The following is a 23,355-nucleotide window of genomic DNA, read 5'->3' on the forward strand; positions in this document are numbered from 1 at the left end:
GGGTCCGGGAGCTGGCCGGGCGCCACTTGTCGCGGTGACCGGTCACGGGCCCGTGGTGGAACCTCAGCCCCTCCGGGGACCGGTGGGAGCGAGCGCGGGCTCGGTCGGTGGCGGTGGGGTGGCCGGGCCCTCAGTGCCGATGCGGGGCAGGCGTCGGTCGAGGGCGCGGGGGAGACGCCAGGCGGCGCGGCCCAGCAGGGCCATGGCCGCGGGGACCAGCACCATGCGGACGAGCGTGGCGTCGAGCACGATCGCGGTCGCCAGGCCCAGGCCCATCATCTTGACCAGCGGCGAGGGGTTGGCGACGAAGCTGAGGAAGACCACCGTCATGATCAGCGCGGCCGAGGTGATCACGCGGCCGGTGACCGCCATGCCGCGCGCCACCGACTCGGCCGGGTCGCCCGTGGCGTCGTACTCCTCCCGCACCCGGGACAGCAGGAACACCTCGTAGTCCATGGACAGGCCGAAGAGGACCGCGAAGAAGATCGTCGGCAGGGGCGAGGCGATCGGCAGGGTCTCGTCGAGGTGGAACAGGCCCCCCAGCCAGCCCCACTGGAAGACGGCCACCACGACCCCGTACGCGCCGCCGATGGACAGCAGGTTCATGACGGCCGCCTTCAGCGGCACCGCGACGGAGCGGAACACCAGCATCAGCAGCAGGCACGACACCAGGATGATCGCGGCGATGAACAGCGGCAGGGTGTGGTTGAGCTGGCGGGTGAGGTCGTCGGTCATGGCGGTGAGGCCGGAGACGGCGACGTTGTCGGGCACCGCGTCGCGGACGCGTTCGAGGGTGGCGGAGGTCGCGGCGTCCGCCGGGGCCGTGGTGGGGAGGGCGGGCAGGACGACGGTGTCCCCCGCCGCGGACGTCCGGGGCTCGCCGACCGACGCGATGCCGGGGTCGGCGGCCAGGCTCCGGGACAGCTCGGGGATGCCTTCGGCGTCCACGCCGGGGCCGCGCAGGTCGGCGACGATCAGCAGCGGGGCGTTGAAGCCGGGCCCGAAGCCCTCGGCCAGCAGGTCGTAGGCACGGCGGTGGGTGGAGGTGGTCGCGTCGTCGCCCGCGTCGGGGAAGCCGGTCTCCATGCGCAGCGCGGGGGCGGCCAGGGCGAGCAGCACCGCGGACGCGGCGATCAGGTGGCGCCACGGCCGGGCGGAGACGCGGTGCGCGAACCGCCACCACGCCGTGTTCTCGGGGTTCTTCGTGCGACGGGTCCGGGAGGCCCGGCGGCGCCGGTGGTGGACGCGGTCGCCCAGCAGGGACAGCAGCGCGGGCAGCAGCGTCAGGGCGGTCGCGACGGCGAACAGCACCACCAGCGAGGTGCTCAGGCCGATCGAGGTCAGAAAGCCCAGGCCGGTCAGCGCCAGCGCGGCCATCGCCACGACGACGGTGCTGCCGGCGAACAGGACGGCCGCACCCGACGACGCCATGGCGTTCGACAGCGCGGTGGCGGCGTCCTGTCCGGCCGTACGGTTCTCCCGGCAGCGGGCGACGATGAACAGGGCGTAGTCGATACCGACGCCGAGGCCGATCATCGCGCCGATCGTGGGGGCGGCGGTGGACACGTCCATGACGTGGGCCAGCAGCGTGATGCTCCCCAGGCCGACGGCGACGGCGACCAGCGCGAGCGCGATCGGGACCAGCGCGGCGACGATCGTGCCGAACGCGACCACCAGGACGACCAGCGCGGCCAGCAGGCCCGCCGCCTCGGCGCCCGAGGTCGGTGTCTCGGCGTTGATGAAGACGGTGTCGCCGCCGAGTTCGGCGACGAGACCGGCGTCGCGTGCGGGCTCGATCGCGCCGTCCAGGGCGTCGATCTGCTCGGGCTTCACGTCCATCGGCGGCAGGTCGAAGGTGACTTGGGCGAAGCCGATCCGCCCGTCCGGCGAGACCGTGCCCGCGCGGAAGGGGTCGGTGACCGCGGCGACGTGCTCCACGTCGGCGATCCGGGCCACCGCCGCCTCGACGGCGGGCCGGTGACGCTCTATCCGGTCCCCCTCCGGGGCGGCGAAAACGGCCATGGCGGTGCCGCCGGACGCTTCGGGGAAGCGCTCCTCCAGCAGTTCCATCGCCTCCTCGCTCTGGCTGCCGGGGGCGACGAGGTCGTCGACGAACGAGCCGCCGGCCAGCCCGGCCAGGGGCAGGACGAGAGCGAGGGCGGCCAGCCAGGCGGCGATGGTCACCCATGGCCGGCGGGCGCTCGCGTCGCCGATACGGCGCGTGAGTCGGTTCATGGCGGGGCTCCTGTGGGACGGCGGCCGGACAGGCCGTGGGTGCCGGACGACGGAAGAAGCGAGCGCTTCCAGCGTGGTCGCGGGCACCCTTGCCGTCTCCCGCCGCCCGGTGGGTTGTGGGCTCCCGCGCGCGGCGGGGAGAACAGGGCGGCGTCTCCGCCCGGGGGCGGAGGGCGGATCCGTCGGCAGACGGGTGACGGTGCCTTGGAGCCGGAACTACGATGACGCGCCCGGTGCGTCCGGAAGACCCGCATCCCGCGCCGGGACACCGGCCGCCTCTCGATGGAGCGTCGATGAACCGCACGGCTCCGCACACCGAGCCCCCGCCCGCGGGAGGCAGCGCGCCGGGCAGGTTCCGCGGCCCGTTCACCCGCTGGCCGCGGAGCGCTGACGCCGTCCTCGCGACGGCGCTGTTCCTGGCGACGACGTTCCTGGAGGAGGGGCCAGGGGACTCGTTGGTCTTCCGCCCGCTCACGGACGTCCCCCTGCCCGTCCTCCTGCTCTTCACGGCGGCCGGCGCGGCGCTTTACCGGCGTAGGCACCGGCCGGTCGCCGTCCTGTGCGTGGCGCTCGCCGCCTGGGCCCCGACGCTGGGCAGCAGCTACGCCACGCTGGGCGGGGTCGTGATCGTCGCGCTGTACAGCGTCGGCCGGCATGCGGACGACTTCCGGTGGGGCCCCGTCGGTATCGGCGCGGCCGCCGCCGCGGTCACGGTCGACGGTCTCCTGGCCTCCCTCCCCTGGGGGGAGATCGTCTTCAGCGCCTTCGTCATGGACGTTGCCTGGTACCTCGGCCGCCGCCTGCGGCTGCGCGCCGGGCGTGCCGCCCGGCTCCGTCAGGAGCAGGCCGCCGAGGCGCGGCGGATCGTGACCGAGGAGCGCGCCCACATCGCCCGTGAACTGCACGACGTGGTCGCCCACCGGGTGAGCATGATGACCGTTCAGGCCGGGGCGGCCCGGATGGTGGCCGCCGAGGATCCGCGGGGCGCCCTGGAGGCGATGGCGGCGGTGGAGGAAGCGGGACGCCAGGCACTGGACGAACTGCGGCACCTGCTGGGAGTGTTGCGGCCGGAGGCGGAGGGCGACGGTCTGGGCCCCCAGCCGGGCCTGGCCGATCTGCCCCGGCTCGTGGCCGAGGTCCGCGAGGCGGGTCTGGACGTCACGGTCACCGGCGGCGTCGGGGCGCCGCTGCCGGCCCGCGTGGATCTCTCGGCGTACCGCATCGTCCAGGAGGCGCTGACCAACGTGCTCAAGCACAGCGGACCGGGCACCCGCACCGAGGTGCGTCTGCGCGGCGAGGGTGACGGCCTCACCATCGAGGTCCTGGACGACGGCCGCGGCGCCGCGGTCCGGTCGATGTCGGGCGCCCACGAGGGCCTGCCCGGCCATGGCATCGTCGGTATGCGGGAGAGAGCCGTCCTGCTGGGCGGCGGCCTCGACGCCGGGCCCCGTCCCGGCGGCGGATTCCGGCTCACCGCCCGGCTGCCCGTCACGGGAGAGCACGTCACGGGAGAGCACGTCACGGGCACACCCAAGGGAGAGCCCAAGGGAGAGCCCCGGTGAGCATCCGTGTCGTCGTGGCCGACGACCAGGCGCTGGTACGGCGGGGCTTCGCGATGATCCTCCGGGTCCACCCGGACATCGAGGTGGTGGCCGAGGCGGGCACCGGCGTGGAGGCGGTCGACGCGGCGCGCCTGCACCGCCCGGACGTGATCCTCATGGACATCCGCATGCCCGAGATGGACGGCCTCGAAGCGACGTCGCGCATCCTTCAGGAGGCCGACTGGGGCCCCCGGGTGCTGATCCTGACCACGTTCGACCCGGACGAGTACGTCTACAAGGCGCTGCGCTCCGGCGCCAGCGCGTTCGTCCTGAAGGACATTCCGCCCGAGCAACTGGCCACCGCCGTACGTACCGTGGCCGAGGGCGGGACGCTGCTGGCCCCGTCGATCACACGGCGCTTCATCGACCGCTTCGCTCCGCGCCGGGTCGCCAACACCGCCGTCGCGGGCCGGCTGGAACGGCTCACGGGCCGCGAGCGCGAGATCATGACCGCCGTGGCCCGGGGCGCGAGCAACGCGGAGATCGCCGAGCAACTCGTCATCGGCGCCGCCACGGTCAAGTCACATGTGTCCAGCATCCTCACCAAACTCGGGCTGCGCGACCGCATCCAGATCGTGATCTTCGCCTACGAGAGCGGCCTCGTCGAAGCGGGCGACCACGACGTCGGTCACTGACCCGGGACGCCACGAACTCGGCGGTACCGGCGACGCCTTGCCCCAGGGCCGCCAAGGCCCGCGCCCTCCCGGAACAGGCCCACGGATACAGCAGGCCACGAAAGCCGGAGCACCTCACCCCGGCTCCGACGTCCGCTCCCGCGGTGTCGCCCAGAACACCAGGCCCAGCAGCAGCACCAGCGCGGCGGGCACCAGCAGGACCACCGCCGGACGCACCGCCTCATGGAGCAGCCAGGCCCCCAGAAGGCCGCCCGCGAACATCGCGCCGACCGAGGCGAAGCGGCGGCCCTCGTGGCGAAGGCCCGAGCCGATGCGGGTGTCGGGAACCGGGGACAGGCCGCTGAGGAGGGCGGTCAGGGCCCGGGTGGACAGGGTGGTGGGCACGTCCGGAACCCGCACGCGCAGGGTGGTGACGTTGCGTACACCCATGGCCGCGGCCACCAGGGCGATCACGGCGAAGTGGCGACCTGTGGGGGCTGCGTCCGATTCGTCGACGCCGGTGCGCCAGGCGACCAGAGCGCCGAGTCCCAGCAGCAGCGCCTCGACGATCAGGCCGGGCGCGAACCAGCGGCGGCCATGCGTGTCCACGACCGACTCGAACCGGGAGCCGAACAGCGCGCCCACCGCGAAGGCGGCGCAGGAGATCCCGGCCGCGGCCGGGGACAGTGCCGCCGCGCCGGTGAGCGCGAAGGCGAGGAAGAGGAGGTTACCGGTCTGCACCGCCGTGAAGACCGGGCCCAGTACGAGAAAGCTGACGGCCTCGATCATGCCGGTCGTCAGCGTGAGCAGCACCATGACCGAAGTGAGGGCGACGCCCGCCCTGGGCTTCATCCGGGGACCCTCTTCATAACGCGGACCCTAAACCGCGACCGACCCGCCCGCCCGCCACTACCGCGCGCCACTACGCCGATCAGGTACGGCGCCCGCACAGCCTCCACCAGGCCCCACTGCCCACCCCGGCCCACAGCAACCCAGGTACTCCGGCCCCGGCCCACAGCAACCAGGCACGCCGATCCCCTGGCCGCACCCCTCACGCCACCAACCGCCTCAGCCCACGGCCCCGGCGCCCCCTCACCCACCGCCCACCGCCCGCCCCACCAGCCCCCCACCCCTCAGCGGATGGCTATCTTCCGCCGCCCCCTTCCCCGATCATGGTCGGCATGTCGATCACCTCCCGGCGCAGCCTGCTCGCCGTCTTCGCGGCCTCGGCCGCCTCCGTCCCCTTCAGCGGCCTGGCCGCCGCCCCGGCGCGCGCCGCCGGCTCCGTCCACACCGTCGAACCGCTCGCCGCTCCCGCCGGTCTCACCTCGGCCCGCTCCTCGGTGACACTGCCGCCCCTGAACGCCTCCTACTTCACGCAGGCGACCCTGAGCACGCCGCTGACCGCAACCGTGCTGCCGGGCACCCCGGCCCGCACCGAGGTGACCTCGGGCAGCCGGCGCGTCGCCCTGCTGACCCACGGGGCCCGGACCGTCGTACTGCCCGGCCCGGAGCGGACCTTCACGGAGAACAAGAAGCCCTTCGCCGACGACTTCCAGCGCACGCTGGCGGACACCTGGGGCAGCTCCCCCGGCGGCGGAAGCTGGTCCACCCTCGGGCCCGCCGACACGGACTACTCGGTCGCACCCGGCACCGGCGTCATCGCCCTCACCACCGACTACGCCAGCCGCCACGCCAGCGTCCGGGACGGGGAGATCACGGACGTGGACGTCCGGTCCGTGGCCCGGTTCGACAAGGTGCCCACCGGGCAGGCCTGCTCCTACGCGCTGTCCTTCGGCTACCAGGACACCCACAACAACTACCGGGCCCGGCTGTCCTTCACCACCGGCGGCGACGTCCAGCTGCGGGTGGAGAAGGAGGTCGCCGACGCGGTCACCCAGCTGACGTCCGCCACCACCCTGGCCACCAACGTGCCCGCGGGCACCGACTGGACCATCCGGGTCCGCCGCGAGGGCACCCGTATCCGGGTCAAGGCCTGGCGCTCGGCCGCCACGGAACCGTCCGCCTGGGCCGTCGACGTCACCGACACCACCTTCGGCAAGGGACGCGTCGGCCTGCGCGCGCTCGCCAACGACGGCTGCACCAACCTGCCGGTCAGACTGCTCGTCAGCCACTTCGAGGTGAGCGCCGCGAACTGGGCGACGCCGCCCACCGTCACCCACAGCGACTGGGTGCGCGTACTGCCGGAGCCCTTCGACGGCACCTGGACCCCGGCGATCGAAGAGGTCGTCCGCGGCTGGGCCGGCTCCACCGCCCCGGACGTCCTCGCCCACGCGGCGATGTTCCTCGCCGGTGCGCCCGCCGTCGTCGCCGGTTCCGGACCGGCCGAGGGCAAGCAGGTCCTGGGCGAGTCCGGGTACGGCTATCTGGACCCGCAGGGCTACCGCTACGAGGGCGCCGACTTCCACGAGTACATGAACCTCGGCTGGACCTTCCCCGACGGCGCCTACACGGGCCCGTCCAGCAAGCAGGTCGGCAACCTGGACTGCTCGGGCTACACGCGGATGGTGTACGGCTACCACATGGGCGTACCGATGGCCGCGGGCCAGGACACCTCCGGCACGCGGATACCCCGCAAGTCCCGCGACATGGCCGAGTACGCCCCCGGCGTACGCATCGCCCGCACCGACGGCACGAACCCACCCACGGCGCCCCTGCTCCAGCCCGGCGACCTGGTCCTCTTCAACGCCGACTCGGGCGACGACAACGCGACGATCACGGTGGACCACGTCGGCATCTACCTCGGCAAGGACGCAACAGGCAAACGCCGCTTCCTCTCCAGCCGTAAGACGATCAACGGCCCCACCATGTCCGACCTGGGCGGCGCGTCACTTCTGGACGGCACGGGCCTCTACGCCACCACGCTGCACACGGTCCACCGCATCTGACCCTGCGGACGCACGGTCGGCCCAACTGGTCTGTACCAACCTCTTGCTCCCACCCCTCCCCCGCCGCAAGCTCGGCTCATGGAGCTGGAGTTGCGGCATCTCAAGACGGTCCGGGCCATCGCCGACGCCGGGAGTCTCACCAGGGCGGCGACGGCGCTCGGGCTCGCACAGCCTGCGTTGAGCGCACAGCTCAAGCGCATCGAACGGGCCCTGGGAGGCGCGTTGTTCGAGCGTGGCCGGCATGGAGTGCGGGCCACGGCGCTCGGCGAGCTGGTGCTGGAGCGGACCCGTGTCGTGCTGCCCGCGGTGACCGAACTGCAGCAGGAGGCGGCGCGGTTCGCCCGCACCCCGCGCGCCACGGCCTGCTTACGGCTGGGCGGCACCCACGGTCCGCTGCTCGGCGCGCTGGTGGACCGGCTGGCGGACGTGGTGCCCGACACCCGCGTGACGACCTGCGCCTCCTGGTCCGAGCGGCAGTTGGCCGAACTGCTCGCCGAGGGGCGGCTGGACTTCGCGCTCGCCGGGACCTGCGGGTCGGCCGCCCCGCCCGGCGCCGACGAACTGCTCTGGCAGGAAGTCGCCGTGGACCCGGTGTTCGTCATGGTCCCCGAGGGGCATGCCCTCGCCGCCGCGCACGAGGTCGCGCTGGCCGAGCTGGCGGCGGAGGAGTGGGCGTGCGTACCCGGAGACGGGTGCTTCGGGGACTGCTTCACCGCCTCCTGCGCCCGCGCCGGTTTCACACCGCGCCGGATGTACGAGACGGACACCTCGTCCGTCGTCCACCTTGTACAGGTGGGACGGGCAGTGGGGTTGTGCCGGGCGACGTTCCCGACCACGCCGGGGATCGTCACCCGGCCGCTGCGCGGCACGCCGCTGACCTGGCGGCATCTGCTCGGCCGGCATGCGGTGGCGCAGTACACCGATAAGACGGACAACGCCGCCACCGCCGCCACCGTTCTCGCGCAGGCCCGCAGGGCGCACGCGGGCGTGGCGGCGCGCAGCGACAGCTACACCCAGTGGCTGGCGGCGCGGCGCGTGCCCTGACGTTGTTTCCCACAACGTCTTCCACACCGCCCTCCACACGTGCCTTCCCAACGCCTTCCATAACGCCGGGGAGAGGGTCAACCGACGTCTTATGTACGCCTGTTGTGCCTCCCTACGGTTTCGGCACTCCCCACCGAGCGAGACCGAGACCGAGGAGATCCCCATGCTCCAGCGACACACCCGAGCCAGAGCCGCGGGTGCCGCGGTGGCGGCGACGGCCGCCCTGCTCGTGGCCGGGCTCAGCGGCGCCACGAGCGGGCGGGCGGCCGCCTCCGACGTACCCGCCTCCCCCACCGCCCCCACCGCCCCCTCGGCCGCCGAGACCCTCCGCGCCGACGCCGCTTCCCCCGCCCTGCTCCGCGCCATGGAGCGCGACCTCGGCCTGGACCGGCGGCAGGCGGAGCGGCGCCTGGCCAACGAGGCGGAGGCAGGGGCCACCGCGGGCCGCCTGCGCGCCGCGCTCGGCGGCGACTTCGCGGGTGCCTGGGTGCGCGGCGCCGACTCCGGCACCCTCACCGTGGCGACCACGGACGCCGCCGACGTACCCGCGATCGAGGCGCGAGGCGCCGACGCGACCGTCGTACGCCACTCCCTCGCCGACCTGGACGCCGCCAAGGCCCGCCTGGACCGGGCGGCGGCGCACGAGGACACCACCGACGCGCCGGTCTGGTACGTCGACGTCACCACGAACCGCGTCGTGGTGCAGGCCGTACGCCCGTCCGCCGCCCGCGCCCTGCTGGATGCGGCCGATGTCGACGCCTCCCTCGCCCGGGTCGAGAGGACCACCGAGAGGCCCCGCGCGCTGTACGACCTGCGCGGCGGCGAGGCGTACTACATCAACAACAGCGGGCGCTGCTCGATCGGCTTCCCGGTCACCCGGGGCGGCCAGCAGGGCTACGCCACGGCCGGGCACTGCGGCCGGACCGGGGCGAGCACCAGCGGCTACAACCGTGTCGCGCAGGGCACCTTCCAGGGCTCGGTCTTCCCGGGCCGCGACATGGCGTGGGTGGCGACCAACTCGCAGTGGACGGCGACGCCGTACGTCCGGGGCGTCGGCGGCCAGAACGTCCAGGTCACCGGGTCGACGCAGGCGCCCGTCGGCGCCTCCGTGTGCCGCTCCGGCTCGACCACCGGCTGGCACTGCGGCACCATCCAGCAGCACAACACCAGCGTCACCTACCCCGAGGGCACCATCACCGGCGTCACCCGCACCACGGTGTGCGCCGAGCCCGGCGACTCCGGCGGCTCGTACATCTCCGGCAGCCAGGCGCAGGGCGTCACCTCGGGCGGCTCGGGCAACTGCAGCAGCGGCGGTACGACGTTCCACCAGCCGATCAACCCGCTGCTCCAGAACTACGGCCTCACCCTGAAGACGACCACGGACCCCGGCGACCCGGGCGACCCCGGTGACCCGGGCGGCACCTGGGCGCCCGGCACCGTCTACCAGGCGGGCGACACGGTGACGTACGGCGGCGCCGGCTACCGCTGCCTCCAGAGCCACCAGGCCCAGCCGGGCTGGGAGCCGCCGAACGTACCGGCGCTGTGGCAGCGGGTGTGACCCACTGACACCCACGGGAGGTGGGACCGGGCCCGGGTGTGCGCCGACCGGCACCCCGGCCCGGTCGGGTCCTGCCCCGGTCAGCCGTGCTCGCGGCTCGCATGGGCGCGGAACACCCGCTCCTCGTGCGGCCCGTAGGCGAGGTCGAAGACGACCAGAACCCCGGTACGGCGGTCCCGCCCCTCGGCCGCGTCCCTCAACTGGACGTCGACGCGCCGGTCCCGGAGCGTTCCAATGACCGCGGGGACCACCGCGACAGCGAGCACGGCGAGGGCGATGACGGCCTGGAGGGCCGTGTCGAAGGCACTGTTCATGGACCCAGCGTCGCCGGGGGCCGACCCGCACGGGAGTGGCAGGACCGACGGACGACATCGAATTCCTGCCAACAGCCAGTAGCTCACCGGGCCCGGTCACGTACGGGTGGCCACCCCGCAGGCGGCCACGTCTCGTGCCTCGTCGGTCAGCGGCCTGCTCCGGTCGTAGGGGTCCTCGGCGAAACCGGTGGGCACGGGTCCGCGAAGGTCGTCCGGGAAGGCCGGGTTCAGGTAGCCGTCGTGGGCGTCGCAGTCGGAGTTGGCGTAGTCGGCCGTGTAGCCCTCGGGCAGGAGTTTGCCCTCGGTGGCCGCCCACCGGCCCGGGTCGGCCATCGTCAGCGTCAGGTCACGGCGGACGATCGTGCGCGCCACCTGGTCCCCGCCCCCGTGCGCGCGGACCAGCGGGTAGACGAACGTGTAGTCCGCGTGCACCTTCACCTCGCCCGGCCGCGAGGCGGCGAAGGTCATGTGGCCGCGCACCTTGATCACGTCACCGGCCAGGCGCACCTCATCCGGGTCGAAGCGGGTGAAGAGCCTGAGGGGATCGTTCTTCCGGGTCGGCTCGCGCAGCGCCCGGCGCAGCTCGGACAGCAGGGCCGACTGCTTGGGCTCCAGCAGGTCCAGTGCCCGTTCGGGCTGCTCGCCGCGCAGCACGGCCGGGTCCAGGTTGCCGGCCACCAGGAACTCCTTGGTGTTCCGCAGCGCCAGCGCCACGTCCGCCTCGGTCAGCCCGGCGACGGCCTTCGCCTCCGGCAATTCGATGGCGTCGGCGCCGTCGGCCCAACGCTCGGCGGGCGAGCCGCGGAACGGATGCTCGCGGGTGGGCAGTGCGGCGTCGACCTGGCCGGGGGCGCTGGTGGGCAGCGCGGTCTCGGCGGGCAGCGGGGTCGGGGATGCGGCTGCTTCGGCTTCCCGCCCGGGTATCGGGTCCAGCACCAGCGAGGGCCGTACGGCGACCACGGCGAGCGCCACGGTCAGGGTCACGCCGATGACGGACCCGATCTGGCGGCGACGGGCGCGGGTGCCGTTCATCTCCTGCCACGCCGGGCCCGTACGCCAACCCGGCGGGGTGCCGGGCGGCAGGCCCTGCACCTTCCGCTTCCGGCGCGGCCACCTTGCGCCGCCCTGGGCGCGCCGAGCCGCCTTGTCCTGCTCCCGCAGCCGCGCCGCCACCATCCGCGCCCGCGCCGACGGCTCCTTGGGCGCCGGTGCGCCACCGCCTTCGGCGGCCTCGCGCAGGAACGACTCCAGCTGCTCGTCGGATATGACAGAGGACGATTCACCGGACGGCTCGCCGTCGGGACGCTCGGGCGGCGGGACGGTACTCACGCTCTTTCACTCTCTGTTCGTCAGGTTGTGCTTGCTACGCGAAGCGGCCGTAGGCCGCCAGACGCTCACCGGCGCCGCCCTCCAGCCACTCCCCGGTGTCCGGCTCGAAGGGGACCGGTACCCCGCCCTCGGCCTCGGGGATGAAGGGCATGTCCACCGTGTCCCACACAAACGTCCGTAGGAAGGCGGCGAAGCCGCCGTCGAACCGGGCGGTGTCCGCTCCCCGACCCGGTCGGCCCGCAACGGTCCAGCGGTCCGGGTCGTCGCCGGCGGTCACCCAGTACAGTCCGTCGCCGCCCGTGGTGAACCCCCAGGGCAGCCAGCCGCCGGGCTCGGGGAAGAGCGGCACGCGAGGCGCCTGCCCGGTGAGCTCGGCACGGGTTCGGGCGCTCCGGCGCTCCTGGTCCAGGCGCGCGGCCAACTCGGTGTTGCTGTTCTCCACGCCGGGGACGCAGACGATCAGATACTCGTCGAAACTGCCCGGCCCGAACCAGTACACGTACTCCTTGTAGTCCGCCGGCAGCCGGGTTCCCACGGCAGCCTCGGCCCGGTCCCAGTCGACCTGGTAGCGCCGCGGGACGGTCAGGCCCGCGTCACGGGCGAGTTGCTCGATGCTCACGGCGTTCCTCCAGAGGTCGGCGGGAGTCCGTCGGGGGTGTTGTGGACGGTCCAGTGCTGGAGGCGGCCACTGCTCCCCAGCGCGTACAGCTCGACGGTGACGGGCACGGGGTTGCTGCCCTCGTACCGGGGGACGGAGGCGTAGAAGATCCGCTCCCCGGCGTCGAGTCTCGCGCGGACGGCCGACTCGTATCCTTCCATGACGTCGGAGTTGGCCGCGTTGTACATCTTCACCAGGTTGCGCCGGTTCCGGCCGTTGCCGCCCAGCTGGCGTCCGAGCAGATGCCCGCGGGCCCAGCCCCGCTGTCCGTCGAGGTGCTGCCACCCCGCCGGGTTGCTGCGGTCGGTACCGCGGCCCCGGGTGGTGTCGCCGCCCATGATGTCCGTGTCCTTGCCCGGGTCGGCCTTCCTGCCGCGACCGCGGTAGTCGACCGCGTCCGCCCGGAGGCAGGCGGTGACACCGGTGGCCCGGTCCCGGGAGTCCAGCGGATGGTAGTACACCCAGGACTTGCCGCCGCCCTTCATGCAGTTGCCCGGCTGGTTGTTCCACTCGGCGAGGAGACCCTTGAACTCCTCGCTCAGCTCACCCTGCTGGTCGAAGCCCGGGAAGTGTTTGAAGAACCTGCGCAGTTCCTTCTCGCTCAGCCCCAGGTCCTTCAGTGACCGGGTGAACGACTCGTCCACGAACCGGTCGTGCTCGTCGTCCGTGGTGGCCGCGGTGGTAGGACGCGCCGTCTCGGTGAACAGCGCATCCTTGATCAGCTCCTGCCACGGCGGCGGGGGCGGAGGCGGAGGCGGGCCGGGATCGACGCAGGAATAGACGCACACGTCGGGCCCGCCGCCGGGACCACCGCCGGAACCCCCGTAGTAAGTGCTGATCACACGGCCGCGGTACGGGCCGGTGCGGTAGTTGTTCGGGCCTGACGGCTGGACTCCGGGACTGGAGTCGGGCCTCGTGACGGGGCCCCAGTGGGTCGTGGGTTCGCGCGTCAGGCTCCGGTACAGGTCGTAGGCATCCCAGGCCCAGCCGATCGGGCCGAGCGCCCGCTTGCCGACGAAACGCAGCACCTTTCCGGGGTTCCTAACCACCCAGCGGGCACCCGACTTGGCCGCCTGGTACCCCTTGTTGGCGTACCTCTCGGCTTCCCGGATCCCCCGGTCCACCCAGTCGGTGTCGATGCAGCCGCCGAACAGGCACACGTCGTGTCCGCTCGGGTCGGTGTTCACCAGCGGGTTACCGTTGCCGTACCCGTACCGGTTCGCGTTGATCGACGGCACCGGGTTCAGCGTCCAGGAGTCCCGGGCGGAGAAGCCCCCGGTCGCCGGGTCGTACCAGCGGGCGTGCATGTTCACCTGGCCTGTGGCCGGGTCGGTGTACTCACCCTGGTAGCCCAGCGCGCTGGTGGCGCCCGACCGGGCGGTCACCTCGCCGAACGGTGAGTAGCCGGTCGAGCCGGTCAGCGCGCCCGTGGCCGGATCGAAGGCACCGGTGACGTCGTCGTGCAGGCCCGACAGCAGCACGGCGGCGTTCGTGCCGTCCGCGTCGGCCGAGGACAGGGGGTCACCGGCCGGATCGCGGAAGACCAGCCCGCCGGCCACGGCGACCGGGTTGTTGGACAGGTCGGCGTATTCCAGGGACTGGCTGCCTTGGCTCACCAGTCGGCCCAGCGCGTCGTACGCGTACGCCGTGCCGTCCGCCGACACCATCCGGCCGAGCGCGTCGAAGGCCGCCGTGTGGCTGCCGCTCCCGTCACTACTGCCGGTGCGGGCACCGCGTGCCGAGTACGTGTACGTCGTGTCCCCGGCCGACAGCAGGCGATTGCGCTCGTCGTACGTCGCCGTCACATCGCCCGCGCTCGTGCGGTTGCCCGCCGCGTCCCAGGTGTACGACGTGACCGTGTCGTCTGCGCCGGTCCAACTGGTCAGGCGGCCGGCCCAGTCGTAGCCGTAGGACTGGGTGCCCGCGCCCGCGGTGCCGGTCGTCGTCTTCTCGGTCAGGTGGGACGCCTCGTCGTAGCGGTATGCCGCCGATGCCGTCGTCGTGCCGGACGGGGACTTCAAAGTGTCCGACGTCGGACGGTCCAGGACGTCATAGCCCAGCGAGCGCGTCGCGCCCGTGGCGCCGTACGCCACCGACGTCAGGCGGGATGCCGTGTCGTAGCCGTACGTATGCGTCGCCTGGGTCAGCGCATCCGCCGTCGTCCTCAGGCGGCCTGCGGTGTCGTAGCCAAAGGTGGCCTGGCCCGCCGCGTCCGTGCGTCCGGTGAGCCTGCCCTCCTCGTCGTAGGAGAAGGTCGCCGTGCCCGACGGGCCGTCCGAAGCGAGCAGGTTGCCGCGGTCGTCGTACGTGAAGGTGTTCGTGCCGCCCGGCGCGCTCGCCGAGGTGAGGCGACCCGCCGCGTCGTAGCCGAAGGTGTCCGGGGTCGTGGCCGCCTCGGCGCCCGTGCCGCTGGCCTCGGTGAGACGGCCCAGCGCGTCGAATGTGCGCTGCACCGTCACGTCTCCCGGCGCCAGCTCCTTCACCGGCCTGCCGGCCGCGTCGTAGACCGTGGTCCAGGTACGGTCCGCCGCATCCGGGTGGGCCGTGGTGGACGGCTCCACCACCGACTCCGGCAGGCCGTGGCTGGTGAAGTCGTACCAGGTTGTGTTGCCCCGACCGTCCGTCAGACGCGTGCGGCTGCCCGTCGCGTCGTAGCCGTACGCCGTCGTGATCGAGGTGTCCGCGTCGACCGGCTCGACCAGTTTCGTCAGACGGCCAAGGGCGTCGAACGTCTGGTGGACCGTGTGGCCGAGCGCGTCCGTGACCTCGACCGGGTTGCCGTCCGGGTCGTGGACGGAGGACGTGGTGCGCAGGACCGTGCCCGCCCCGTCCTCGTCGCTTATCCCGGTCACCCGGCCCGCCAGGTCGTACGTCGTGCGGCTGGTGCGGCCCTGTGGGGTCGTCACCGACGCGGGCAGGCCGGTGGGGCCGTAGGTGTAGGCGGTCACGCCGCCCGCGGTGTCCCTGGCGGTGAGCAGGTCGCCCGCCGCATTGTAGGTGCCGGACGTGGTCAGGCCGGTAGGGCTCTTCGTCGACAGCAGGTTTCCGGCGTCGTCGTAAGTGAGCGTTGTGGTGAACGCACCCTGCACGGGGCGGCGTTCGAACACCGTGGCTGTGACCTGGCGGCCGAGGTCGTCGTACGTCGCCTCCGTGCGGGCACCCGTCGGGTCGGTGGCCGACAGCTGCTCGCCCAGCAGGTCGTAGGTGAAGGTGGACACCGGGGCGGTGGCGCCGTCCTCGGGGGCCGGTTCCTCCACCTTGGCCAGGTTGCCGAGCTGGTCGTAGGTGTAGGTGGTGACCTTGCCCAGAGCGTCGGTCTCGCTCGCCAGGTTGCCGGCCGCGTCGTAGGTCCGGGTGACCTTCGACGTCAGCGGGGTCGTGGCGCCCGGCGGCGTGTAGTCGGGCAGCGTCGTGCTCGTCGCCCGGCCCAGGCGGTCGTACGCGGTGCGCGTGACGTGGCCGTTGGGGTCGCGGACGTCGGTCGCCTCGCCGAAGGTGTTGTAGCCGACGGTGACGGTTGGGCGGACGGTGGCCGCCGGGGACTGCCGGGTCTGGGCCGTCACCGGGGCCTGGCGGGTCTCGACCAGGCGGCCGAGCGCGTCGTAGCGGTGGTCGGTGGTGTGGGCGGCCGGGTCGGCGCCGGTGGCGTTGCCGCGCGGGGATGTCACGGCGACGACCAGGCCACGGTCGTCGACCTCGTAGGTGGTGACGAGGTCGTCGGTGCCGTTCTCCACCGTCTCGCGGGTGATGTCACCGGTGACGTTGCGCTGGTAGCTGACCTTCTCGGTACGGGTTCCGCCCGCCCCCGTGGCGGTCACGGCGAGGACGGCGCCGCCCGCGTCGTAGGCGTAGGCGGTACGGCAGGCCAGGCCCGTCGGGTCCAGGACGTCGGCGGTGGTGCGGCCGGCGGCGTCCACCTCGTAGGCGGTGGTGACCTTGCCGTTGCCGGTGGTCTCCCGCACGAGGTGTCCCGCGGCGTCGTACGTGCGATCGCTCAGCACCAGGTCGCGGGTGGAGCCGTCCGGGTCACGGAAGCCGACGAGGATCTCCTGGGCCTTCAGGCCGTCGTCGTAGTAGGTGTTTCGCGTCGTGCGGCCCATCGCGTCGGTGTGCTCGCCCAGGCGGCCGGACGGGTCGTACGCATAGGAGTCCAGCACCACGTCCTCAGCGGTGGACGGGTTGTTCGGATCGCCGGTGTAGCCGGTGAGCGTCACCGTCGCGAGGTGGCCGAGCGCTGTGTAGGCGTAGCGGAAGGTGCCCCGGCCGGGCAGGGTACGGCTGGTCTGGTGGCCGTGGACGTCGTGGGTGTACGTCTCCTGCCCGCCCTCGGGGTCGGTGAGCGTGGCCAGGCGGCCGTGCGTGTCGTAGGTGCGCCGGGTGGTGCGGGTGGAATCGCCACCGAGGAGGTCGGCAACGGACTCCGTCAGGACCTTACCGTCGGCGTCGTAGGTGTACGTGGTGCGCGCCTGGTGGTCGGTGCCGGTGACCTCGTTGGTGGTGACCGGGCCGGTGACCGTCAGCGGGCGGGACTCGCCGTCGTAGGTGGTGGTGGTCGTGACGCCGTCGGGGTGCGTGTCGGAGACGACCTTGCTGCCGGTCTCGCGGCCGAGCGCGTCGTAGGTGTACTCGGTGACGACGCCCGCCGGGTCGGTGACCTTCACCAGGTCCCCGGTCGCGGTGTACTGCCGTGTGGTCACGGCGCCGCGTGTGTCGGTGCTGGTGGCGAGGAGGCCCGCCGGGGTGGTGCCGCCGCCGACCGCGGCTTCCGTGCCGTCGGTGAAGGTAAAGGACTCGGTGCGGCCGGACGGGAAGTCCGGGGTGGCCGGGGAGGTGGTGGACGTGCGGTCGCCGAAGGTGTTGTAGCCGTAGCTCGTCTTGTGCGTGTTGTCGCTCGCGCTCGCCGAGCGGGCGTCGCGTACGGCGGTGAGCTGGTCGTTGCGCGGGTCGAGCGGGTCCGCTGCGTTCAGGTAGTAGCTGTAGTACGCCGTGTGGCAGGTGGCGCTGTTCGCCGTGTCGCGGCACGTGGTCTGGGAGATCTTGTTGCCGCGTGCGTCGTTGCCGAAGCGGGTGACCGTGCCGTCGGGGCCGGTTGTGGCCGCCAGGTAGCCGCCGGTGTCGTAGTCGAAGGTGCCGGTGTGGCCCGCCGCGTCGGTCTGGCTGATGAGCCGGTTGCCCTGCAGCGGGTCGTAGGTGTAGCTCGACTTGCGCTGGTCGGGATCGGTGACCGTGACCGTGAGGGTGGTTGTGCCGGCGACGGCCGGTTCATTGTCACCGGCGGGCTGGTCCGCAGTGCCGGTCAGGGCGAGGTCGGAGAGCTGGTAGGTGCCGCCGTTGGCGTCGGTGTACGACGAAACACGGTCGTGCACGGTGTCGTAGGTGACCTCGGCGTGCACCCGGCCGCTGGGCAGCGTCACCTTCGTCAGCTGCTGGGCGATCGTGCCGGCGGCGTGGTGCTCGGCAATGGTTCGAGCGCCGAGCGGGCGGGTGTAGACGGCGACCTCGTCGATGTCGCCGGCGAAGTAGTGGGTGCCTGCGGTGACGCCCATCCAGCCTGGGCTGCTCCAGCCGCCGCCGACGAAGGCGGACTGGCCGTCGCGCATCACGATCGTGCCGGTGAGGCTGCCGATGGCGGTGCCATCCAGGTAGAGGTTCTGGGTGTTGCCGGCGCCGGTCAGGGCGACGTGGTGCCAGGCGCCGTCGGTGACGGCCTGGCTGGAGACGATCGGCTTGGTCCCGTAGTACTCGGACGTGTAGAACTGCCCGCGCAGTTTTCCGTTCGCATCGACGTTCAGGAACGGGCTGAACTGCGTGGGCTGGGTGCCCACGGCGGTGTTCTGCAGCGTGGCGAGGACGCCTGGCTCGGTTGTTCTGAACCACATCTCGACAGTGAGGAACGGGCTGTCGGTCAGCAGCTGGTCGGGCAGGTCCATATACGCCGAACTGCCGTTGAACGTAGCCGCGGTGTCCGTGCTGCCGGGCAGGGCGCCGACGGTGCCGAGCTGGACACCGTGGTAGCCGCCGTAGTGGTCCTTCCGGTCCAGAGGCAGGTCACTCACCGCATCGTCGGCACCGGCCGTCTCGTCCAGCCGCCAGTAGGAGAACGGCCCGGCGTCCCGGACGACGGTGCGGTAGTGGGAGCCGTCGCCGTAGCCGTATGCGGTGCATGCGCCGGGGGCGTCCTCGGGGCCGCAGACCTGGGTGAGCCGGTCTCCGGAGTAGGTGTAGGTCCAGGTGAGCGGGTCGGTGCCGGTCTCGGGGGCGTCGGTGGTGACGGAGGTGACGTGGCCGCCGGACCAGGTGAAGTGCAGGGTGCGACCGCCCGTGGCGGTGGCCGTGGTCAGCTTGCCCGTCGTCGCGTCGTACGTGAGCGTCAGGGCGCGGCCCCGGTAGTCGGTGACCTGGGTGAGGCGACCGCTCGCGTCGAAGACGTAGGTCGTCTGTTCCTTGTCGGTCAGCTTCCAGCCGCCGCCGGTGACGGCGGTGAGGGTGGAGAAGCTGCCGTACGGGGGTGCGTAACTCCCGTCGGGGTTCTTGCCGAAGCGGACCTGACGGCCCGTCGGCAGGGTGGCCACGACGTTGCCGGTGCCGTCGCCGTCCGGCGTGATCCGCATGTCGTAGCGGGTGGACCAGCCGGAGCCGAAGGCGTTGTCGGAACGCGGGTCGCGGCTGTTGTAGGTGCGGGTGACGGTCAGGCCGGGGCCGACCGTGGCGACGGTCGCGTCGGTGTCGGTGGTGGTGTAGTTGCCGATGCCGGGGTCGATCTCGCGGCCGGTGCCGTCCAGGCCCTGACCGCCGAGGTGTGAGGTGATGGCGGGCTGCTCGACAGCGGTGGTGAAGGTGTAGAAGGGGCTGAGCGGGGTCGCCAGGCCGTTCTCACGGGCCATCACTCGCCAGATGTACTGCTTGCCCCAGGCGAGCTTGCCGGCGGGGACGTTCCAGATGCGCTTGCTCTGCCAGCCGGAGCTGACGCAGTTCACGGGCGCGGCGGAGGTGCCCTCGCAGACCTGGAAGTAGGAGTCGATCGCCGCGCCGGCCGGGTAGCGGTCGATGGACTCGGTGGCCATGAACAGCGCCGGGGTCAGGCTGCCGACCTGGCCGCCGGGGTGCGGGTAGACGCTGGTAATGCGAGGGCCGATGTCCTGCGAGGTGACGGTGACCGTGGCGACGGGGACGTCCTGGCTGGAGAACCACCTCTGATCACGCAGCAGCTGCATGTCGAAGTTGATCTTGTATTGGCCCGGCGGCAGCGAGGGTATACGGGCGCTCAGGACGGTGTCGTCGCCGGGCGTGACGCGCTCGTTGAGTCGAGTGAAGGCGACCTGGTTCATCAGCGCGCCGGTGCTGTAGTTGCGCACCCGGGCGCCGAGGCGGACGTCATTCCAGCCGAGCGGCTCCCAGGTGAAATCACCGAGGTTCTTCACGGTGACGGTGACCTCGCCGCCCTGGCCTCCGGTCAGCGGCTCGGTCTGCTCGCCGACGGTGTACTGCGCGCCGTATGCGCTGTGGGTGACGGCCAGGTACGGCTTGTTGACCGAGTTGTTGCTGCCGAACCGCTTCCAGGGGCCGGAGGAAGCGAAGTCGGCCCAGATGGACAGACCATGGTTGGTGACCGAGCCGTTGACCCAGCCCTCGACGAGATCGGTGCCCTTCTTGCCGAGGTCAATCACACGCCACTTGGAACCACCACAGTTCTCGCCGTATGCGAAGGAGTCGCCGGCGATCACGTTGGTGGAGCTCGCCGGACGGTTGTTCCAGGTGACGGTGCTGGAACTCCACGAGCCAGTGACCTGTTTGACCAGCATCTCCTGCGCCGTGCAACTGGATGACCAGACGTTGTACAGGCCCAGGTCGGCGTTGAGGATGTAACGGTTCTTCAGCTGACTGGTGACGCTGTCGAATCGTATGTAGCTGATCGCTCGGTTGACACCGGCGTCGTAGCTGCCGATCTTCAGCTCGTCGTCACTGGAGAAGTTGCTGTCGGGCCAGGAGTCCTGGACGAACGAGTCGCCGTTGGTGTCGACGTCGGTGACGCTGGGATCGACCTTCACCGGATACACGCGCTCCGGTGCGGACAGCCAGGCGTCGTCGAGCACCACTGTCAGCGACCAGCGGTCACTGCTGTGCGTGAGCCGGTAGTCGACGCCGCCGGAGAGCGCTGGGCCGCCAGTCGTGGGGTCACGGGAGGAGTCCTCCATCCATCCCTTGGGGATGACGGCCTGCACCGTGCCCGCCGCGTCCTTCAGCACGACGGCCCCGTGCGCGTCGAGCGACGGAGTGAGTTCGCCGAGGTCGAGTGGGAAGGTCCACTCGCGCGGCGCGTCGGGCGAGTTGAGGATGATGGTCTCCTTGACCGCGCCATGCACGGCCTGCAGGACCACGTCGGAGTCAGGGCGTACGTCCTGGTAGCGAGCGGCATCGCCGTTGACCTCGGCGGCGGCGCTCGCAGCCCCGGCGATACCGAAGCCGACCTCGTGGCGGCCGTCGTCGACACTCAGCTCGGCCAGGACAGGATCGTCTCCGCGCAGGGCCAGTGTGAGGTCGGTGTCGTCGGCCGCGGGCGCCAATCTGTCGCCGGTGGAGTCGGCCGGGACCAGCGAGGTATCGACGTTCTTCCACGCGCCGGAGGCGTCCTGGAAGTGCACCGGCTCGGTGTAGACGCGAGTGGTGCGTGTGCCGTCGGGGTTGCTGAACTCCTTGGTGGTGGCGGTACGTTCACCGGGAAGCTCGGTACTCAGCTCAGGGTCGTAGCCGCCGTGACCCCCGCCTTCCGTGGTGTGCGACTGGATCTCTGTCGTCTGCAACTCCGGTTCGACAGCTGTGAAACCGGTACCGGCGTCGTGCAGCGGCAGGGCTCCCTGGCCCCCAGGCAGGTCGGCAGGGTCGGCGTTGTTGTCCCCGTTGGCGTCCGTGAGTGCGGCGTCGACCTCGTGGTCCCGGCCGGCCGCAGTGCCGGCTTGCTGCTCAGGCGGAGTGCCGTCGGACCAGGAAGAGGCCCGGGCCTCCTGGACGAACGGCGTCAGCGCGGGCATCGGCAGCAGGGTGGCGCACAGGGCCAGCAGCACACTGCCGGACGTCAGCGCGACGGCACGCGCGGAACGCCCGGAGCGGTGTCGTAGGAGACCCGCGAACGAGCGGTGACGGGGGCGGCTGGACACGGAACTCCTTCACACCACAAAGCCGATCGCCCGCACGGACATACGCGCGGGACGACCGGCCGGAAGCAGAGAAGCCAGATACGCCGAACGTCTGGGCACGGCATAACCCGGATGGGCGTACACCGTAGATGATTAGAGACGCATGAGATCGTGCCCATGACAACGGGTTGCTTGTCACGGCGCCTGCACAGGTCCCGCCACCCCCACTGACCAGCGCCAATCATTTCCAGCCACCTTCCAGGCGGACCACAGAGCAAATCACAGGCCGTGATCAATTCGAGACGGTCATCTGGCTAATGTGCCTCATCAATCACGCTGACCAGGTCTGATGAGCGAAGGACGGTCATGGCCGCAGAGAAGGCAACCAAGCGTCGGCTGAGGGCCTGGCACGCCGCCGTGGCCCTGGTGGTCTGTGCCGGCTTGGTGACCACCGTCGCCCTCGTGGCCGGATCCGGTACCTCCGCCAAGCCGTACGACTTCAACGGCGACGGCAAGCCGGACCTCACCGTCGGCGTTCCGGGCGACACCATCGACGGGAACCCGCGCGCCGGCTCGGTCACCGTCGCCAACGGGACCACCACTGGCCCCGCGACCAGCTCCGTGCAGCTGAGCCAGAACGCGGCGGGGTTGTCCGGCGCGGCGGAGACCGACGACAAATTCGGCCAGACCTTCACCAGCGCGGACTTCGACAAGGACGGCTACGCCGACCTTGCCGTCAGTACTCCGATGGAGGCGCTCGGCACCATCACGGGCGCCGGGTCGATCACCGTGCACTACGGTGCGTCCGGCGGCCTCTCCGGCTCGGAGACGGACGTCTTCCATGAGGACGTTCCGGGAATTCCCGGTGAGGCCGGAATAGATCGCATCTTCGGATACGCCCTGGCATCCGGCGACCTCAACGGTGACGGCTATGCCGACCTCGCGGTCGGACAGCCTCTGGACTCCGCCGGCGGACGTTCGGCGGCCGGTTCCGTCCGCCTGCTGTTCGGCTCCGCCGCCGGCCTCACCGCCGGCTCCGCGGTGTGGCTCGACCAGGACAGCCCCCATGTGCCCGGCGGCCCGGAGGTGGGCGACCGGTTCGGGGAGCAGGTCGCGATCGGCGACATCAACGGCGACGGTGACAACGACCTCGTCGTGTCGAGCGTCGGCGAGCAGATAACCGGCAGCTCAGACCGAGGCTCGATCATCGTCCTCTTCGGCCCGTTCGGTGACAGCCCTTCCGGGGGCGAGTACATCGGTTCCACCTACGTGGACGGCGTGAGCGAGTTCTCCGGTACGTCCCTGGCCGTAGGGGACTTCAACGACGACCCATACATGGACGTCGCGGTCGGCGTCTCCGACCAGCTTGTCGGAGACGACGGTGCGGCAGGCCGACTCGCCGTGCTCTACGCGGACGAGGACGGCCTGTCCTACGACCGCGTCAAGGTGTTCGACCAGACGACTCCCGGCATCAACGCCACTCCCGAACCGGAGGACTACTTCGCGGGGTCACTCGCCGCTGGTGACTTCGACGGAGACGGAATCGACGACCTGATCGTCGGCATGCGCAGCGAGGCCCTCGGATCGGCGACCGGCTCCGGCTCCTCGGCGGTGCTGTTCGGCAGCAGCGGCAAGGGCATCACGACGACCGGATTGGTGACGATCCACCAGGACGTTGAGGGAGTGCCGGGCGCCGTGGCCATCGGCAACCACTTCGGCTGGACCGTCGGCGCCCTCGACACCAACGGCGACGGCCGCGTGGAACCTCTGGTGGGCGCGCCCGGCTACGGCGCCGGAACGGTCACCATTCTCAAGGTCAAACCCGCAACGCTCGAGTCGGCGACGGCCGTCTCGCAGAGCAGCCTGGGCGGTGGAACCGGGGGCAACGGCGACGCCTTCGGCATCGCGCTGCCGCACTGAGCGACGCGTCAGAGGGCGGGGGCCTGCCAGGCGCCGCCA

General features: G+C 71.8%; 12 protein-coding genes. 6 read left to right on the plus strand and 6 right to left on the minus strand.

All coding sequences use genetic code 11. The annotated features are described in order from the left end of the window. Positions 1–63: 63 nt before the first annotated feature. Positions 64–2,235, minus strand: coding sequence for an MMPL family transporter (locus HJD23_RS16225; RefSeq protein ID WP_171114341.1), 2,172 nt, complete (start codon positions 2,233–2,235; stop codon positions 64–66). A gap of 293 nt (positions 2,236–2,528) precedes the next feature. Here HJD23_RS16225 and HJD23_RS16230 point away from each other — a divergent pair, with 293 nt between their 5' ends. Beyond that, positions 2,529–3,797 (plus strand): sensor histidine kinase, encoded by a 1,269-nt coding sequence (locus HJD23_RS16230; RefSeq protein WP_171114340.1) that lies wholly within the window; start codon positions 2,529–2,531, stop codon positions 3,795–3,797. Further along, the gene (locus tag HJD23_RS16235; RefSeq protein ID WP_171114339.1) at positions 3,794–4,471 is read left to right on the plus strand and encodes a response regulator transcription factor; all 678 of its coding nucleotides are present in this window, start codon (positions 3,794–3,796) and stop codon (positions 4,469–4,471) included. The genes HJD23_RS16230 and HJD23_RS16235 overlap by 4 nt, the downstream gene beginning before the upstream one ends. 114 nt (positions 4,472–4,585) lie before the next feature. On the opposite strand, the gene HJD23_RS16240 is transcribed toward HJD23_RS16235, so the two are convergent. After that, positions 4,586–5,302, minus strand: a complete 717-nt coding sequence (locus HJD23_RS16240) for a YoaK family protein (protein ID WP_171114338.1) — start codon at positions 5,300–5,302, stop codon at positions 4,586–4,588. 329 nt (positions 5,303–5,631) lie between these two features. Between HJD23_RS16240 and HJD23_RS16245 the strand changes: the two genes are divergently transcribed. The 3 genes from HJD23_RS16245 to HJD23_RS16255 all read left to right on the plus strand — a co-directional run bounded on the left by HJD23_RS16245 (position 5,632) and on the right by HJD23_RS16255 (position 9,961). Further along, positions 5,632–7,359, plus strand: a complete 1,728-nt coding sequence (locus HJD23_RS16245) for an NlpC/P60 family protein (protein ID WP_171114337.1) — start codon at positions 5,632–5,634, stop codon at positions 7,357–7,359. 78 nt (positions 7,360–7,437) lie between these two features. Continuing rightward, on the plus strand, positions 7,438–8,403 hold the full coding sequence (locus tag HJD23_RS16250) for a LysR family transcriptional regulator (protein ID WP_171114336.1): 966 nt from the start codon (positions 7,438–7,440) through the stop codon (positions 8,401–8,403). A gap of 163 nt (positions 8,404–8,566) precedes the next feature. Beyond that, the gene (locus tag HJD23_RS16255) at positions 8,567–9,961 is read left to right on the plus strand and encodes a carbohydrate-binding protein (RefSeq protein WP_171134036.1); all 1,395 of its coding nucleotides are present in this window, start codon (positions 8,567–8,569) and stop codon (positions 9,959–9,961) included. A gap of 80 nt (positions 9,962–10,041) precedes the next feature. Here the strand turns inward: HJD23_RS16255 and HJD23_RS16260 are convergent, their stop codons facing one another. The 4 genes from HJD23_RS16260 to HJD23_RS16275 all read right to left on the minus strand — a co-directional run bounded on the left by HJD23_RS16260 (position 10,042) and on the right by HJD23_RS16275 (position 21,417). Beyond that, positions 10,042–10,275 carry a hypothetical protein gene (locus HJD23_RS16260; protein ID WP_171114334.1) on the minus strand — a complete coding sequence of 78 codons (234 nt, stop codon included), beginning with the start codon at positions 10,273–10,275 and terminating at the stop codon, positions 10,042–10,044. Positions 10,276–10,371: 96 nt separating this feature from the next. Then, positions 10,372–11,604, minus strand: coding sequence for a hypothetical protein (locus tag HJD23_RS16265; protein ID WP_171114333.1), 1,233 nt, complete (start codon positions 11,602–11,604; stop codon positions 10,372–10,374). Positions 11,605–11,638: 34 nt separating this feature from the next. Beyond that, positions 11,639–12,223, minus strand: coding sequence for an SMI1/KNR4 family protein (locus HJD23_RS16270; RefSeq protein ID WP_171114332.1), 585 nt, complete (start codon positions 12,221–12,223; stop codon positions 11,639–11,641). After that, positions 12,220–21,417: a DNRLRE domain-containing protein gene (locus HJD23_RS16275; protein ID WP_171114331.1), complete on the minus strand. Its 9,198-nt coding sequence runs from the start codon at positions 21,415–21,417 to the stop codon at positions 12,220–12,222. The genes HJD23_RS16270 and HJD23_RS16275 overlap by 4 nt, the downstream gene beginning before the upstream one ends. A gap of 345 nt (positions 21,418–21,762) precedes the next feature. Here HJD23_RS16275 and HJD23_RS16280 point away from each other — a divergent pair, with 345 nt between their 5' ends. Further along, complete coding sequence (locus HJD23_RS16280) at positions 21,763–23,316, plus strand: FG-GAP-like repeat-containing protein (RefSeq protein ID WP_171114330.1); 1,554 nt, start codon at positions 21,763–21,765, stop codon at positions 23,314–23,316. Positions 23,317–23,355: the final 39 nt, after the last annotated feature.

The organism is Streptomyces sp. Z423-1 (assembly GCF_013009255.1).
Lineage (GTDB): Bacteria > Actinomycetota > Actinomycetes > Streptomycetales > Streptomycetaceae > Streptomyces > Streptomyces gossypiisoli.